7 protein-coding genes are annotated in these 18667 nt (G+C 55.8%); all 7 read right to left on the bottom strand.

The features are described 5' to 3' along the window. Nucleotides 1–170: 170 nt before the first annotated feature. Nucleotides 171–8447, bottom strand: a complete 8277-nt coding sequence (locus tag ACF8SD_RS11540) for an amino acid adenylation domain-containing protein (RefSeq protein WP_392484386.1) — start codon at nt 8445–8447, stop codon at nt 171–173. A 75-nt stretch (nt 8448–8522) separates the two neighbouring features. Continuing rightward, complete coding sequence (locus ACF8SD_RS11535) at nt 8523–9014, bottom strand: GNAT family N-acetyltransferase (RefSeq protein ID WP_392484385.1); 492 nt, start codon at nt 9012–9014, stop codon at nt 8523–8525. A 12-nt stretch (nt 9015–9026) separates the two neighbouring features. Next, nucleotides 9027–9962 (bottom strand): TauD/TfdA family dioxygenase, encoded by a 936-nt coding sequence (locus ACF8SD_RS11530; protein WP_392484384.1) that lies wholly within the window; start codon nt 9960–9962, stop codon nt 9027–9029. A gap of 66 nt (nt 9963–10028) precedes the next feature. Then, nucleotides 10029–10769 (bottom strand): cupin domain-containing protein, encoded by a 741-nt coding sequence (locus tag ACF8SD_RS11525; protein WP_392484383.1) that lies wholly within the window; start codon nt 10767–10769, stop codon nt 10029–10031. Then, the gene (locus tag ACF8SD_RS11520) at nt 10766–12442 is read right to left on the bottom strand and encodes a class I adenylate-forming enzyme family protein (RefSeq protein WP_392484382.1); all 1677 of its coding nucleotides are present in this window, start codon (nt 12440–12442) and stop codon (nt 10766–10768) included. The genes ACF8SD_RS11525 and ACF8SD_RS11520 overlap by 4 nt, the downstream gene beginning before the upstream one ends. A gap of 46 nt (nt 12443–12488) precedes the next feature. Next, nucleotides 12489–15944: a condensation domain-containing protein gene (locus ACF8SD_RS11515; RefSeq protein WP_392484381.1), complete on the bottom strand. Its 3456-nt coding sequence runs from the start codon at nt 15942–15944 to the stop codon at nt 12489–12491. Beyond that, a complete protein-coding gene (locus tag ACF8SD_RS11510) occupies nt 15916–18663 on the bottom strand; it encodes an amino acid adenylation domain-containing protein (protein ID WP_392484380.1) in 2748 nt (915 codons plus the stop codon). Before ACF8SD_RS11510 ends, ACF8SD_RS11515 begins: the two co-directional genes overlap by 29 nt. Nucleotides 18664–18667: the final 4 nt, after the last annotated feature.

Genomic DNA, 18667 nt, shown 5'->3' with positions numbered 1-18667 from the left:
CGATCCAGGCGTCCAACTGATCGTTGGCACAGCCTAGTCGCAGTGAGAGCTCGAGGGTATTGCGGCTTGCTATCATCTGGCTTCCTTCTCCTTGGAATTTGATACGACGCCTTTCAAGTGTAATTGCGTAGCACGCATATTGGCCTCGGTTACAGAATGGGGCGGGCACCTCATGCCTGGCGGCGCAGAAAGACGACATGCTGGGCAAGCGCAGCCAAGGTCGGTGTAGCGAAAACCTGCGGCATGGGTAGCTCGACGCCCCAAACCATTGCCACCCGCGCCACCAGACGCATGACAAGAAGCGAATTACCACCCAACTCGAAAAAGTCGTCATCAGCTTTTGGCGGTTCGATTTCCAGTAACTGAGCCCAGATCCCTGCTAAACTTGCCATCAACGATGGATCCACCAAGGCAGGCAGATCGGGAGCCGACGGCTGAACAGCAGGCGAGTGGGGCGTTGGCCAACTGGCACGCCTGGACTCATCAATGAATTTCATCTGCGCCACAGGCTTGCACGAGCGAGTTTCCAGTGCTTCCACAAGCCTGAGTAGGGCGCACTGCATACAATCCATCAAATGCTGGCCATCGATCGACCCATCAATCTGCAAGTCCAAAACGAACTCATCAGCATAATCATCGACGCCCAGATACACGGGATAGCTGGTGCGCTCCTGCCCTGCCAGCACCTCGAATGACGGATCTCTGTTGGAATGGCGGCAATTGAGCAAGGTGTTGAATAGCGGGCCTGCATTGGCCAGCACAGCGCACTGCTGAACCTGGGCAAGCGAGGCATGCTCATGGGGGAACAAGTCGAGCAGAACCTGATGGGTGTGCCTGACCAGTTGCGATGCATCTAGGCCAACCAAGCCGATGCGAACCGGCAAGCTGTTGATGAACAACCCAAGCGTACCGTCCACTCCACAGGTTCCTTGCAAGCGTCCGGATACCACTGAGCCGAACACCACATCCTCTTGTTCGCACGCATCCGCCAGTACCAAGGCCCAGGCGACATGGAAAAGTGTTGCAGGGGTAACTTGCATCTGTCTGGCCAGGCTACGCAGACGCTCATCCATGCCCTGCGCAACGGACTCTCGCAGTTCTACAATCGTGCTTCCATCACCATGCGTATCGCTCAGGCCAAAAGCAATCGTCGGGCTGCGAACGTCGCCCAGCGTACGCCGGAAATAAGCCAAGGCTTGATCATGATCATGATGACCCAAATGGGCGATGAACTCGCGATAGGGGAGCGTCGGAGCGAGCCGATCCGCGTGACCTTCGCGTAACAACTGCAGCTCTCGCAGGAGGATTTCCATGCCCACATGATCGAAAATGATGTGATGCAGGCGAACCAATATCAGATAACTGTTCTCTTGGGGCGCCACATGCAATGTAAGCAGCGGAGCAGCCTCCAGGTTCATTCTCTGATTTTGTGGCCCAGCCAGCTGGTACATGTATTCCAGCGTCTCTTGCTCACTGTCCAGTTCGACGGCGAATACGGGCAGCGTGACCTGACGCAACACGACCTGTACAGGTTGCGGCAAGCTTTTCCACAAAAATGCCGAGCGCAGTACATCATGACGATCGACCAACTGCTGAACCGCTTCGATGAACATCTCGAGATTTGCGCTACCCGCCAGCTTGATCAGCGTGGTAACAACATAAGGATCTGACTCAGGGCTCAACTGGTTATGGAAAAGCATGCCTTCCTGCAACGGCCCCAGCGGGTAGATATCCTGGATGTTCATCGCTCCGCCCGGCACCTGCGCCATCAGACGCCCAAGCGCTTCGTTGTCCAGTTCAACCAAAGGCAGCATCGCGGGGGTCAGTTGAGTGCACCCCACAGGAATCGCATTGATTGGTGCTACGAATCCGCGCGTCATTTCAGATTCCTGGAGCAATGCGGCCAGATGTGCCAGCGTATGTGCAGTAAAGACTTGCCGAGCTGTAGCGGTGATACCATGTTGCTGCAGGCTGGCGATCACCTGCATCACCAGTAAAGAGTGTCCTCCCAGCTCAAAGAAGTTTTCGTTCGTACCAATATGGTCAATACCCAGTACGGTTTGCCATATTTCACAAAGCCGTTTCTCCATGCTCGTACTAGGTGCCGATAGCTGCTGCCGTACAAGCCCAAGGTCAGGGTCTGGTAATGCCTTGCGGTCAACCTTGCCATTGGCTGATAACGGCAATCCTGCCAGAAGCATGAACGCAGAAGGCTGCATGTAATCGGGCAAACTTCTGCTCAGATGCAGACGCAATTCGTTGATCAGTTGCTCTGCGGTCCATGTCCCGGCGATATGGGCATGCGGTACGACATAAATTACCAACCGGCAGTCATCGTCTGCACGTTGGTAGGTTGCTGTCACTGCGTCCTTGATACATGCGTGCTCGAGCAGAGCATTATCGATCTCCCCCAGCTCGATACGGTATCCGCGCACTTTGACTTGGAAATCCTTACGGCCAATGAACTCTATGTTGCCGTCGCGTAACAGACGCCCCATATCCCCCGTCTTGTACATCCGCTCTCCCGTCAACGGATGTTCGATGAAGCTGCTGACGGTTTTCGCCGCATCCCGCCAATAGCCAGGCGAAACCCCTGCTCCACCGATGTAGATTTCACCTGCTACGCCGTAGGGAGCCGGAAGCAAGTCACTACCGAAAACGAAAATGTGCTGATTGGTCAGCGCCTTGCCGTAGGGCACGCTCTTGCCAAAGTAGTTGACATCGTCGATGTAATAGACGCAAGAGAAAATCGAAGCCTCGGTATTGCCCCCCAGGTTGATCTGACGGGCGTTGGGAAAGCGTTCGGCGATGCGTGCCGGCAAATCAATGGCAATCCGATCTCCTGCCATCATGATCAGTCGTAATGATGGATTGAGCGCAGACGACTCGATCTTTGTCAGCAGCTGCATGTAAGCTGGAACGGTATTCCAGATCGTGATCGACTCCTGTTCCAGGTAACGGCTCCAGGCAACAGCATCCTTGGCCTCGTGCACTTGCGGTAGCACCACTGTACCGCCCACCGATAACAACCCGAAGATATCGAAAACCGAAAGGTCAAAACTCAAGTTCGATAGCGCCAGCACACTGTCACTGTCATTGATAGCAAAACGCACACAAAGATCATCAATGGTATTGGATGCTCCGCGGTGCGTAATCATCACGCCTTTGGGAGCGCCCGTCGACCCTGAGGTAAAAATCACATAGGCAAGATCATCCACACCGGCACGGCGGTCCAACTCATCCCCGCTGCCAAGGATATCGTGCTCTGACAAATCCTCATCGACGCAAATGACAGACCGGTCGCAGTTTCTGAACAATCTGCGAGCCTGCTCATGGGTCGCGACAACATGACGGATTTCCCCCAGTTCCAGCAACAAATGTATACGTTCGACCGGCAATTTCGCGTCCACAGGCAAGTAAGCAGCGCCGGAGCGCAAGATACCGAGCACTCCCACTATTTGCTCCCAGCCTTTTTCCATGACGATCGCAACCAGTGCGTTCGGCCTACAACCTGCCGCTATAAGGCGTCGCCCCAAACACGCGCTGAGCACTTCCAGTGACTGATAGCTCAGTGCCTTATCCGCCATCTTGACTGCGATCCTGTCACCTTGGCGCTTCGCCTGCTCAATAAACCGCGACGGCAGCAACCGGGGAGTGAAAGCCACATCCAGAGGAATTCCAGTCGCTCCCAGATTCCACAGCTCCTGTCGCTCGTTCTCGCTCATCAGCGGCACGTTCGCTATCGATTGGTGCGGGTCATGGCTGAACGATTCCAGAAGCACCGCAAAATGACGCGCAAAACCGTCAATTGTCCGAGAGTTGAATATATCGATGTTGTATTCCCAAGCGAGATCCAACCCACCGAGGCGTTCAGTCACGAAGAGCGTCAGATCGTATTTGGCGATACCGGTATCCTGTTCCAGCGTCTCAAGCGTCATGCCAGGCAAATCTAGGCGAGCACCATCATTGTTCTGCAAGACCAGCATGAACTGGAATAAGGTTGCATGATTCATATGCCGATCAGGTTGGAGTGCTTCAACGATCTGCTCGAATGGCAGCTGCTGATGGGTGTAGGAATCCAGCAGCATTTCTCTGTTCCGCCTCAGCAACTCGGAGAACGTCGGGTCCCCGGACAAGTCGCTACGCAATACCAATGTATTGACGAAACAACCAATCAGCGAGGCGATCTCCACTTGCTCACGGTTTGCGATCGGCGTTCCGACGATGACGTCGGTTTCCCCACTGTAGCGCGATAGCAGCACCGAGAATATCGAATGCAACCCCATGAACAGCGTCGCACCTTGGGCATGACAAAGGCGGCTGATTGCCTTTGCAACCGAAGCACTAATGCGCGTACGCAGGGTCGCACCTTTAAAGCTCTGAACATGGGGGCGTGGATGGTCGAGCGCCACGCTGTGGGCAATCGGTAGATTGGCCAGTTGCCGGCGCCAATAGTTCAGTTGCGCATCAAGTACCTCCCCTTGCAGGTAGTTGCGCTGCCACTGCGCATAATCGCTGTATTGCACCTGCAGTGGCAGTAGAGGGTTGTCGAGACCTTGAGCAAAAGCACTGTACAGTCGCGCCAAATCCTGAACCAGGATCGCAGTTGACCAACCATCGGACGCGATGTGATGCAGGGTGACCAACAGAATGAACTGGTCAGTGGCCAGGGTGATCAGATGAGCCCGAATCATCAGATCGCGATCCAAGGCGAATGAACTGCTCGCTTCATCCCGGATCAGTTCATCGACGCAGCTTTGCATGGTCGACTCATCGAAGGAACTCAGGTCAGTCTGGCATACCGAGAATTCGGTTATTGGCTGTACGACTTGGTATGGCTGCCCTAGTGCATCGGCATGAAAACAGGTGCGCAGGCTTTCATGGCGTTCGATCAACGCATGAAACGCGCATGTAAGCGCATCGAAATCGGGCTTCCCCGATAACCTGAGCGCGCAGGGCATGTTGTAGTGTTCGCTGCCACCATCGATATGGTCCAGCAACCAAAGACGTTGCTGCGCAAACGACAACGGAACCCTGTCACCCGTCACTACGGCGCGCAAGGACGGCTGGCGTGCTCCCCCATCAAGCATGCTCAATGTGTGTGCTAACGCTTCGGGTGTCTGGTCGCTGAACACTGTCCTGAGCGGCAATTTGACACCAAGCGTCTTACCCAGACGGGACACCAAACGCGTGGCAGTCAGAGAGTGCCCGCCCAGCTCGAAGAAGTTGTCGTATACCCCCACCCTCTCCGCCCCCAGCAGCTCCTGCCAGATGTCGCATATGATCCGCTCGAGGTAAGTACGTGGCGCAACATGTTCAAGCTGCGATGTATAGTCGTCTATCAACGCCAATGCTTTGTGATCGACTTTGCCACTGGCTGACAGCGGCAGGCTTTCTACCACTGTGATAGCGGCTGGCACCATGTAGTCGGGCAAGACTCTCTGTAGCTGCTGACGTAACACTTGCGATGCGTTCGCCTTCGTCAACGGGCCCCTATCATCGAGCACGATGAAAGCAACCAGGAGCTTGTCACTCGACTGGCGGACCGTGACCACGGTCTGAACGACGCCAGGCTGCGCAACAAGCTGCTTCTCGATCTCAGCCGGTTCGATACGCATCCCTCGTATCTTGACCTGCTTATCCATTCGCCCGAGATAGTCCAGATTGCCATCGGCCAGCCAACGGACGAGATCGCCCGTACGATACATGCGTGAACTGCTCGAAGGGTCTGCCGAAATGTGGAACGGATTCGCCACGAATGCGAATTCTGTCTGTTCGGCTGCATTCCAGTAACCTGCCCCCATGCACGCCCCCGCAATGTAAAGCTCGCCGGGAACACCCACCGGAACCGGTGAGCAGTTGCGGTCGAGAACATAAACCTGGACGTTGTCGATAGGTTTGCCAATGGGGATCCGCTCAGGGGCCTGGGCCGGAATCCTGTAGAACACGACACCTATGGCAGTTTCGGTCGGGCCGTACGCATTGATCAGATCGACATCGGGGTAGGCTTGCCCAAAGCGCCTGGCGGGCTCAACGACAATAGCTTCACCACCCACCACGAGAGCCTTTAGCGTTGCCAGCGGCGCTCGTGGCCAGTTTTCTGCTTCAAGACCCTCGACAAATGCTGCAAACAACGAAGGAGTGAAGTCCGTTACCGTCACCTGATGCCGAGCAATGGCAGTCTGCAAGCCTACAGCGTCAAAATCCTCGTCAGGGTCAGGAATAAAGCAGCTGCCACCACTCAACAGAGGCCAGAAAAACTGCCAGACACTGGAGTCGAAACAGTGGTGAGTGGTTTGCATCACTACCTCATCACAGGCAGCGAAGTAGCGGTTCATGAAACGCAGACGGTTGACAATACCGACATGCCGATTGATGGCACCTTTAGGTTCCCCGGTCGAACCGGAGGTGTGAATCACATAGATTGGAGCGTCAGGGGACAGGTTCACGCACGGATTGTCAGCTCGATCGGGCAGCCGCTGCAGATCGACCACAATGACGGGCCAGGTTGTACCGAAGCGATTCCCCACCAGTGCGTCCTGCAGCACGACACGGGGAGATAGTTGCTGCATCACAGAACGAACCCGCTGCTCGGGCCAGCGCATATCGATCGGTGCGAACATTCCACCTGCTTTCATCACTGCCAGCATCGCCAAGGGAACGACACAACCGCCGGTCATCATCAGCGGCACCGGATCGCCAGGACGGATGCCCGACTCGATCAAGATGTGGGCCAAGCCATTGGCTGCCCTGTTCAATGCCGCATACCCAAGGCTATTGCAGGCATCGAATATCGCTCTGCGCTCAGGATGTTTGACCACTTGTGCCTCGAATAGACGATGCAATTGCTCACCCATGTTCATCGGCACGGTTGTGCAGTTCCAATCGAGCAGTAGTTGCCGTCGCTCGCACTCATCAAGCAGGTCCAGGCTGAACACCGGCGCAGTCGGACATTCCAGCATGCTGTCCAGCAGATGTTCAAAATGCCGCGCCATTCGGCCAATGGTTGCATCTTCGAACAAATCGGTGTTGTACTCCCAGGTCAACGAGAGCCCGCGGACATCTTCCCCCACCTTCAGCGTGAGATCGTACTTGGTGGTCACTTGTGATGGCGGCATGATTTCAAGCTGCAGTTCCGGCAACCCCAATGCGGCTTGTTCATCGTTGTGCAGTACCAGCATGACCTGGAACAATGTCGAGTGACTGAGACTGCGCTCGGGTTGAAGACATTCCACAATCCGTTCGAACGGTACTTGCTGATGCTCATAGGCTTCCAGCAACAAGCGCTTACTCTGTTCCATCAACGCAGCAAACGACATTTCACCGGACAGGTCGCTACGCAATACTAAGGTATTGACGAAAAAACCTATCAGGTTCGCCACTTCGGGCTGTTCACGATTGGCGATGGGCGTGCCGATCACGATATCCGTTTCGTTGCTATAGCGAGACAACAAAGCAGCAAACGCCGCATGCAGCCCCATGAACAGGGTTGCGCCAGATAATCGGCAGAAATCGCGCAGACGCGCCAACGCAATAGAGTTGAGATGGCACTCACAGGTACTGCCGAGGAAGGTCTGGCTGACCGGCCGCGGATGGTCGAGCGGCAGGTTGTGCACAGCAGGCAGTCCCGCCAGCTTATGCTTCCAGTATTCAAGTTGTTGATCCAGAACAACCGCCTGCAATCCGCTTCGTTGCCAATCGGCATAGTCGGCATACTGGATCGGCAGCGACTCGAGCAAATCGTCGAACTCTTGCACACGGGCACTGTAAAGCGTACAGAACTCCTTGACCAACAGTCTTATCGACCATCCATCGCACGCAATATGGTGCAGCGTGACAAGCAACACATGTTCGTCATTGCCTAAAACGAGCAACATGACGCGAAGCATGATATCCGTGCTCAGGTCGAAAGGCTTGCTGGCCTCATCCAACATCATTTCATCGACGACAGCCGCAACGTCGTTGACGGCAACGCAGCATAGGTCACGCTGGCGCACCTGAAACGTCGTCGCCGGCATGAAGACCTGGCGAGGCTCATCGTCGCTATCGGCCACGAAGCAGGTGCGCAGGCTTTCATGACGCTCAAGAATGCGTGTGAAGGCATGGCCGAGCGCGTCAATATCCAACTTGCCGGTTAGGCGCAATGCGCACGGCATGTTGTAGTGCGCGCTGCCGTTGTTCATTCGATCCAGCAACCATAACCGCTGTTGACCGAAAGACAGCGGATGGGTGCTGTTGACGCCGCGCCTGCCAACAGGCAAATACCTCCGGGGCCCATCGTCATCCTGTTGCTTGAGAAACTGGATCAGATCGGCCTTGTGCTGGACGATCAGCGTTTTCAGCGAGTCGGTCAGCGCCCCTTTGGGGGCTTTGTAGTTGAGATCATCATTGTTCAACCACAGGCGAATACCTCGTTCAGCCAGCAACGCAAATATTGTGTTGATCATCGGTAAACTGCATCCAAGCGTTTATGTTCGATTAAGAGGACATTCCTTACCCACTAGAGGCGTGTCCACACTGATTCAGAGCATTCCCCTGTCTGCACATTTCATCAGTTGCAGCCTTATGTACGGATGGCTGTTCAGCCACTCGTATTCCTCAATGAAGGCAAATCCTTGACGCTGGTAGAAGCGCACTGCGCGAGCGTTCTCGGGAGAAACGCCTAGGACGATGTGCGCAAAGCCAAGCTTCGTCGCCCGCGCCTTGACTTGCTGCACCAGGCGCTGCGCAATATCAGTGCCCCGCCATTGAGGGTTTACCCACATGCCGATCAGAGTGAAACGCCGCTGCTCATCAAGGCTGGCACCTACCATGCCGACAGGCATTTCCTGCTCAAGCGCCAACCAGAAATAGGGGGGATGTTGTGATGAGGCCAGAACCTTCCAGCGCTCGTCGCTATTGTTGGCGGCATCCTCATAGCGGACACCGAATGCAGTGGGCGAGGCTGATAATGCCTGCAGTCGAATGGACCTCAGTATTTCCCAATCCTGAGTTTCAGTTTCCCGGATGATCATGCTGCAACACTCCTAAAAGTTCGCAATGCAACTACGTATAAGAATCCTGCGCTGCTCATCCAGAATCGGCGCGCGGGCATGCATGATCCGTGTGTTATCAAATACCACCAAATCCCTAGACTGCCAGTGCACATGGTAAGCACTGAGGTAAGCCAGGCTATCGATGACGCGCAACACGTCCTCGAAATCTTCGCTTGGCGTCGGGTCGACCACACTCGATGCCGCACCCTCACGCAACTTGGCCTGACGCAATACACGATAAAGCAATAGGCGATTGCAAAAAGCTTTGTGCTGCGACCATCGCGTGATCCGCGCCAAGGGCTCGGTGAACCTGGCGATGATGTGCTCGGTGGTGAACTCGATTTCCAGTTTCTGCCCCGTCGGAAGACTTTCAACCAGGCGACAGATCGCTTCCTCCACGTTCTGCAGCGCAACGCCCAACATCCTGGCAACCGAGGCGGACGGCAGTGTCCAAGTGTGCAAATGAGCATGACGGGTTAAAAAGTCGCGAATGTTCTCGTCACATTGAGAAAAAATTTCAATTCCATCTGTGAGCAATGTAGCTCCACCACGCAGAGGCGGACTTTCGCAATACAGAAATAGCAAATGGGGACTAGTGGGCAAGTGGCAGTCTTCGCTGTGCCATCCAATAGGTCCCTTGTGCAGGTTTACGGTTGCGGTGAGGCTATCTCCACTCACATCCTCGCGATCCCGGTAGCTACCGTTGGGTATCGCGAATGTCTCTCGGTTGGGAATCATCTTCTGCGCGAACCTCAAAGTGAAGGCCTCGTAATCGGCGATCTCGAAATCAAAACCTCGCAACAGGACAACACCTTTGGTCTTGATCAACTGTTGGAGGTGGGCCTGATCCAGATCGCGCCATCGCTCACTCATTGGCTGCGGTTTGATCATGACGCCAAAGTCGTTACGTAACGGGGTTACTTTCATTGCTCATCACTCCGAAACGACAGGCTCGCCAGCCTGTCGAACAGACACACCTGTTTAATAACTGGTCTATTTGGTCTTGATCGCTTCGATGGCGTTTGCTGATACACCATCTACAATGGTGCGATTGATCATTGGATGAAATTCATGGGTGGGGCCGAAGTCGCTGTCTGGGTGGTAAGCAATAACCGACATTTCGCTCTCACGAGTACGAAACCCATGCTTGCCCTCGGCCGGGATGACGAAAACTCGCCCAGGCTCCAGGGCGATGACGCGATCGGGCGTGATGCACTCACCTTTTCCGCGTATGACCATGCCAACCCTCATAGAGGGATGAGTGTGCAGCGTTTGGTCGATACCCGCAGGGAAATACAGCAAATTCAAACAGCTATCGCCCATCATTACAGGCGGTAACAGAAGCGAGTCGGTACAGCCATCGATGTACTTCAATCGTCCTTGTGCCTCGACCGGACCACCGATATTGAAGAACCCGTTGAAGCCAAGCCGGGTAATCGCAATCCCCGACCCCTCACCGTGCAGTTGCGCATGACCGGGAGCGGCGAAATACATGCCTGCCTGAATGCCGAACGTGCCGGAAGCATGCTGCAGTGTCAATTTTCCTTCGTAGACATAGCCAAAATGTGTTCCGCTGTCAGGCAACTGCAGACGATCATAAGTACATCCCCATAGCTGCGTGGGGTACTCATCATCCTCCATGCTCGACAGCAAGCCATGAGCCAGCGGATAGGGAATAAAGCCGGGATTGTTTTCCATTTCATCTTCCTCGGTGGGTAAACTCATCGCGCTCATGCCATCATCACAACATTCGGCTCGTTGGCGCAGACACGTTTTTCATAGGCGGCAAACCTTGCCGCCAACAACGCTCGCTTGACCTTGCCGGTGGGCGTCGCGGGAATCGCCTCGCGTCCCAACAGGACAACCCTCGGCCGGTAGCGAGGGGAACAGGCGCGCACGCATTCCAAGACCCTCTGCTGTAATTGAGCCGTTGGCTCGCAGTGCAGGTACAGGCCGATTTCTTCGCCTGCCATTTCATTGGCAAACCCAGTCACCGCGTAGCGCCCAAAGTGTCGCAAGGCATTGAGCTGTGCTTCGATAACCAACGGCGACAGATTCTCGCCGTAGCGAATGATGATTTCCTTTTTACGCCCGGTGATGAACATGTAGCGCTGCCCGTCCAAGGCGGCGAAAAAACCCAAGTCGCCTGTACGCAGGTAACCGTCACCCATGGCTGCTTCTGTGGCGGCCGGCTCGCCCCAATAGCCAAGCATGACCGTATGGCCGTTAACGACGATCTCTCCTTCCTCTTCTTCATTCGCCGGACTGCCATCGGCTCGCACGATCCTGATCTCGCAACCGAAAACTGCCGGTCCGATGCTCAGCACCTGCCAATGTCTGCAGGCCCGGGAAAAATCTTCCGGACTGACATGCCAAGGTACCGAAGCCGCGAAGTTCACACATTCGCTCATGCCATAGCCTTGATGGATGTCTATGCCAGTGTTACCCATAAAACTGTGGGCTACCGTCTGGGGAAGCGGCGCCGCTGCCGATACCACGTATTGCAAGTCAGGTAGCGAGGTCCGGGGTTCAGGGCAGCTTGCCAGTACACGGATGATCTCCGGCACCAGCGAAATGACATTGACGCGGTGCTCGCGCAGGATCGACCACACCGCAGCCCCCGGCAGACCGGCGCATAGCACCACGTGACTGGCAGCATAGAGCGAGGCAACCATCGAGAAGCCAAATGCGTTGGCGTGAAACAATGGCAACACGCACATGTGCACGGACCGGTCGGCAAGGTTGTGAACACGGCTCAGGCCTTCAGCGTTCAGCAGCAGGTTGTAGTGGCTAAGGCATACCCCTTTGGGCGATGAAGTCGTTCCGGAGGTAAACAGAATCACTGCAGGGTCATCAGGCTGGATTGCCATCAAAGGCCAGTTAACGCTCGCCCAGCTCTCTACTACTGCCAACGGCAACATGGGCAAGGCGTGCGTCAAGTCTCCGTCCAACTGCGTCAGCTCAGATCGAACATCACGCCCCGTGACCAACAAACATGGGCGGACTTTATCGATGATGATCTGCAATACCTCGGGTGATTCGGTATTACTCACCGGAACAGTTATCGCGCCTATGGACATCAATGCCAAATGAGCGACGTAGGACTGGTCGCTATTGCTTGACATCACCATGACCCGATCACCGCGCGTCACTCCTTGCTCCCGAACGAACCAGCAAGCTAGGAGGCTGATCTGCTGGAGCAGCTCGGCATAGCTGTATGACCGGATCAAGACTTCGCCTTCATAGACGGTCAACGCAGCCTTCGCCAAATCCATGTCTTTCATATTGGCCAGAACTTGTGACAAGGTCGTGCGGGCAATAAGCCTTTGACTTGAATTTACTGCAAGATACCTACGAGCTTCGGTATGCAACCGAACCGTGGGGACAGTCGATCGAAGGGTGTCCATCTCGCGATTCCTCCATTTCAAACCAGGTGCGTGGCAAGAGGGCTCCTTATAAGGTGCCCACTTCTTCGTCGGCGTTGTCCTCAATGACCCGCTCCAGGCCTTCTAGGGACTGCGTAAGAAGCAAGGCCAGCGCGCTCAGGCTGGCCGACTCGAAAAGCGCACGCAGTGGCAACTCGACCCCGAATACTTGGCGGATGCGCGACAAGACCACCGTTGCCAATAATGAATGGCCTCCCAGGTTGAAGAAGTTGTCCTCGCCTCCTACCTGATCAATGCCAAGTACATCACTCCACAACTTGGCCAGCTTACGTTCAACGGAGGTCTGGGGAGGCGTAATTGTCGCCCTGCTTTGCTCTGGGTTCGTAGACCCCAGTATCTCGAGGGATTCATCCATCCTATGCGGCAGTTGCTCTACCACTATCAACTCGGCAGACATCAGATCTGCAGGAAGGAGATGCTTGATTGATTCCCGCCATGCCAGCTCAACCTGCCAGTTCACCGCCCTGTCGCGAAGCGTCACGTAAGCTACTAGACGCAACCCCCCCGTGTTTTCACCAAGGAGGACCATGGCCTCTTGGATCTGTGGTTGAGCGCACAGCGCCATTTCGACCTGTGCGGGGTCAAAAGGGCCCCCATCCAGCCATGCCGGACCCGACTTGTCGAGACTTTCCAATTGACCGTCAGCCCGCCAACGACCACGCACGCCCATGCTCAGAAGGAGTACTCCCGGCAATGCCGGGCTGGTCAAAAGCTCGCGGTCGTCGTCCCCGTGATACCCCTGAGTCCAAGAGGTGGTATCGGCGTAGAGGTCACCCACCAAGTAGGGCGGCAGAGGAGCCATCTGATGGTCCAGCACATAGATCCGTCCGCCATTAATCCCACTGGTGGGCACCGTCGTGTCTGCAGGAGAAAGTGCCGGATCGAACTGGCGAACTAGGCCAAGGGACACGACCTGCCTCGCTGAGTCTCGTTGGTGCCGCTCATGCAGGTACAGGCACCCTCCTGAAAGTAGTGGCATCAGCATGTCGCACAGCGAGGCGATGCCGTCGACGCAGGACATACCATCGCGCTGAGCGCCTGCCTGCGCCATTGCCACCAGCCGCTGCATCATCATCCTCTGAGTCAAGGTCAGTAACCGGAGATGGCCCTGCTCGCTCCAGGTTGGCAGCAGGAAACACACCGCATCGACATCCGGAGCAGGGAACCGATCGAACGTTTCCAGGCCTGCTTGCAAGATCACCTGCTTGAGCACTGATGCTGGACGCTCTTCCTGCGCGAGGTCCACCACGCGTTCATCAATACCCATCAGTAATACCGCTTTGCCTTGACCGGCGAGCTGCATCAGATGTTCGTTGGTGTGGCCAGGGTCCAGAGGCAGGCATATCGCACCCAACCTGAAAATGCCCAGCAGCGCGGCGATCACAAGCGGGTCGGGATGCATCAGCAGGCCGACTACCTGCGTAGGAGCAACGCCACTGCGCCGCAGGCTATGAGTAATTCGTCTGGCCCATGCATCCAGATTGTCGTAGCGCACCCCGCCCTGGCGGTGCTCACAGGCAATAGCCGCCGGGTCACGCCTGACCTGCCTGGAAAAAACTTCGACAAGACTCTGCACAGGCTCATGGCATGAAGTGGACAAGATCATGCACTGGAGATCACTGCCTGGCAGCTCTAAGTCGCTCAACGGGCGATCCGGCTCTGCTACACCCTGCTCGAGGATCGAGCAGTAGTGCTTGGCCAACCAATCGACGGTAGAGGCATCGAACAAATCGGTTGCATATTCAAAGGAGCATTCAACCTGATCGCTCTTCTCCTGAATGCGTAACATCAACTCGTAGCGGGCGCTGACCTCACCCGCAGGCAGCACTTCGATGCTCAAGCCAGGTAGACTCATGCTCTCTGCGCTGTCAGTGGCTGGAATCGAGTTGATCATGACCTGGACGAGCGGTGGCCGCGACAGGTCGCGACGGGGGTTAAGTTCCTCGACAAGTCGCTCGAATGGCACATCCTGATGGCTGTATGCCTGCAAGGCCGTCTCCTTCGTACGCAGGAGCAACTGTCGCAGACTCGGTGCACCAGACAAATCCGTGCGCAGCACCACAACATTGACGAAGAAACCAACCAACGCTTCGATCCTGCGATGGGTACGACCCGCCATCGGAGTACCAACCACAATATCTTCCTGGCCGCTCCAACGTGCCAGGACATGCTGGAACCCAGCCAGCAGGAGCATGAACAGCGTGGCATTGTGCGCATGTGCCAGTACTGTTAAACGCTGAGTCAGTTCCGTACCAATCTGGAAAACATGCTTGGCCCCCCGAAAGCTCTGCATTGCCGGCCTGGGCCTGTCCAGAGGTAGATTCAGCGTGGCGGGCATACCACACAGCTTTGACTTCCAGAAGTCGAGCTGACCAACAAGGTGCTGATCGCGCATCCTCGAGCGTTGCCATAACGCGAAATCCGCGTACTGTACGGACAACTCGGCCAAGGGGGAGGGACGCCCTTGATCGAATGCCGTATACAGAACAGCCAGCTCGCGGAACAGTATCCTCAGCGACCAGCCGTCCGAAACGATATGGTGCATGCTGACTACGGCGATATATTCATCAACGTGTGACTGGATCAGTTCTACACGAAATGGCAGCCCATGCTCCAGATCGAAACTTCGTTGCGCCACTTCCCGTATTCGCTTGGTAACCTCCTCACGAAGCAATGCCTCCGGCAAGCCTGTCAGGTTCTGGTAACCCAAGGTGAACCTTTGAGCTGGCGCGATGACTTGCCTGATCGTCTCATCATCGGCAATGATGAGAGTGCGCAATGACTCATGCCGCCGAACGATCTCATTGATAGCTCGTTCAAAGGCGTGAAAGTCCAACGCCCCCGCAATCCGTAGCGCACCACTGATATTGTAAGCAGCCCCCAGATTTTCGATCTGTTCCAGCAGCCATAAGCGCTCTTGCGCGTACGACAATGGCAACCTGGCGGGGCGCGGCCCCGCCTGCAGCTCTGGTGTTGAAGCCTGCAGACTAGGGTCAACAAGCTTGTCGAGAACAGCAGCTTGGACACAGAGACGTGAATTCTCGAACAATGCACGCAACGTAGGCTCAATGCCGAGTACCTCATGCACCCTCGCAGCCACCTGGGTTGTATGCAGTGAGTGCCCGCCCAACTCGAAAAAATCGTCGTCGCGGCCAACGCGCTCGCGATTGAGTACCTCCTCCCAGATAGCCGCCAATAGCTTCTCGGTTGCAGTCGACGGCTCTACGTGGCAAGTCTGCAGCTCGCACAGTATTGGGGCAGGCAAAGCCTTCTTGTTGACCTTGCCGTTGGTCGACAAGGGCAAGGTCGAGAGCTCGACGAAACGGGCCGGAACCATGAACGCAGGGAGCTTGCTCAGAAGCGATGCACGCAGCTCTACTAGAGATGGCAAGGTGCGACCGGCAACCGGTACCAAGTAAGCAACCAATTGAGGATCACCGCTGGTCTTCTCTGACAGCCACACAGACCTGACTCATTTCCGGCAACGCTGCCAATGCAGCCTCTATCTCGCCGAGCTCAAGACGATGACCACGCAACTTCACTTGATGGTCGATACGCCCTAGGTACTCAAGCTCGCCATCGATACGGTAACGGCCGAGGTCACCGGTGCGGTACATTCTCGCTCCAGCGACTTCACTGAATGGGTCGGCAATGAAACGTTCGGCACTCAGCCCTGGACGCCTCACGTAACCGCGCGCCAGCCCTACGCCACCGATGTAGAGCTCCCCAATAACACCGACCGGTACCGGATTCAAAGTTTGATCCAGCACGTATACACGAGTATTTCGAATCGGTCGCCCCAGAGTGGGCGATTCACTGGCAGCCTGAATGTCGCAGATCAACGTATCGACCGTAGACTCGGTCAGTCCATAGAGGTTGAAACTGCGTAACATGCTGCGAGCGCGCAGGTGAGACCAGTTTCGTTGATTAATCGCCTCACCGCCAATGAATAGGCAGCGGGCGAGCGGCATACGGTCGATGGCAGCCAGGATCACTGGCAACTGTGCCGGCGTGCAGTCCAATACATCGAGCTCCATAGGATTGACGACCGATGCCATTTGCTCTGGGTCGTGACGAATGTCCGCAGGAAGCATATGTACGGTAGCGCCCTTGAGCAGCATGAGCCACTGCTGCACGGATGCATCGAATGAGATCGAGGCATTCATGCCGACACGTAGTTCGTCCGTATGCCCCACCACGTCGGCTACATACTCATGCAATGCTTCCATCAGGTTCACGGCGCCAGCTTGGGGGATCGCAACGCCCTTCGGTTTACCCGTGGATCCAGATGTGTAGATCACATAGGCAAGACTGGCTGGTGCTTGAATAGATTGCGGAGCGTGCGCCGGGTAACGGCGCAAAGTATCGGCCAGCGTGTCAAGACACACTAGCGCGGGACATCCCTCGAGCGTGGCCAAGGTTTTGCGCAGCAGCGCGGAGGTCAGCACCACCCGGGGGCGCCCATCCTCGATCATGTATGCAAGTCGATCTGCAGGATAGGCCGGATCCAATGGCAAATAGGCTGCTCCGGCTTTGAGGATGCCAAACACACTCACGAGCATTGACAGCCCTCGGTCAATGCATAACCCAACCAGATCCTCGGATACCACTCCCAACTCAGTGAGATGATGAGCCAATTGATTGGCCTGACAGTCGAGCTGTGCGTAAGTCAACCCATTGTCCCCATACCGCAGCGCCAGCCGGTCAGGGGTGCGCTTGGCCTGAGCGTCGAACAACTGGGCGATAGATGCATTTGCCGGCGCCGTTCTAACGCCGATCCATCCGTCACGCAAGCGCTGGAACTGAGCCTCCGTCAACATGTCGAGTTCACCAATAGGCCGATCAGGGCAATTGACCAGCGACTGCAGCAAGCAAACGAAGTGCGCCGCCAAGCGGGTCATGGCTTCGCTATCGAAATGCCCTGACGAATACTTGAAATCAAAACGGATACCGAAGGGGACTTCGAGCGTCTCCAAGGCCAGGGGAAAGGCTACGCCTATGCCCGACTGCTGTACCGGGAAAGACGATAATGCAACGCCTCCCCACGGCTCTGCTCTCTTGCCGCTTCCCAAAGTCATCAGGGCGGCCGCGGCTTGTCCATGGCGGGCTTTCTGAAACGTGAACGTGGTTTGAAAGAGCGGATGTTGCCCCGTAATACGCTCAGAACAAAAATGATCGACCAAACTCGAGAACGGATAGTCCTGGTTGGCCAACGCTCCCATCGCCGTACGACGTACCTGACTCATGAACTGGCTGACAGTGGCATGAGGCACTGGGCAAATGCGTAAAGGCAGCGGGTTTACGAAATCACCCACCACCTTATCCCAAGTCGGCTCGGTTCTACCGGGCATGGGACAACCAATCACTAGATCGTCCGCGCCGAAATAACGTTGCAGTAAAAGCGCATAGGCCGCCAACAAGGTAACATGCAAGGTGCACGCATGAGCTACCGAGAATGATCGTAGCGACTCGCTGAGCTCACCGGGGAGTTCAATGCTTGTTCGTTGCTGCTGGCTACCGTGCTTCCGGGCTTTATGGTACCCACTAGGAAACGTCAAAGTTGGTAGCGGTGCAACTAACTGCGCTTGCCAATAACGGAACTGAGCCTGCGCCTCGTCGCTTGTGAGCCAATTGCGCTGCCAATGCACGTAATCTCGGTAGCTTGCGGACACAGGGGCCAGCTGCGCCTTACCACCAGCTTGCAATAGTTGCCCCAGCTCCTCGAAAAGTTGCCAGTAGGACCAGCCGTCCACCGCAATATGGTCGTATACCACGGTCAAAACCGAATAACACATATCAGTGTGATAGAGCGTAGCGCGTATCAACGCCTCACTGCCAAGCTCGAACGGCTTGACGAACTCGGCGGCGATCTCACGTTCGAGCGCAGCAGTGTCCCCGGCTCCAAACCATCGTTCGCTCACAGTCACTGGCAGGTCTTGCGCAACACATTGCTGAGGCTCGCCATTACGCTCTCGGTAGCAAGTCCGCAGTGCGGGATGGCGAGCCACCAGTTGCATAACGGCCTCACGCAAGGCATCGAGCGCTAAGTGGCCCTCCACCCGAGCGGAGAGCCCATTGTTCTGGCATCCCCTCATGCCGGGATCCAAGCGATAAATGAACCAGCGACTGCGCTGGGCACAGGAAAGAGGAAACCAGTTTTCAGCAACGGGCAGTGCGTTCACAGCT

This window comes from Pseudomonas sp. CJQ_9, from assembly GCF_043106615.1.
Classification (GTDB): domain Bacteria; phylum Pseudomonadota; class Gammaproteobacteria; order Pseudomonadales; family Pseudomonadaceae; genus Aquipseudomonas; species Aquipseudomonas juntendi.
Note: the sequence above shows the minus strand (reverse complement) of the source record. Positions and strands in the feature narration are given on the sequence as shown.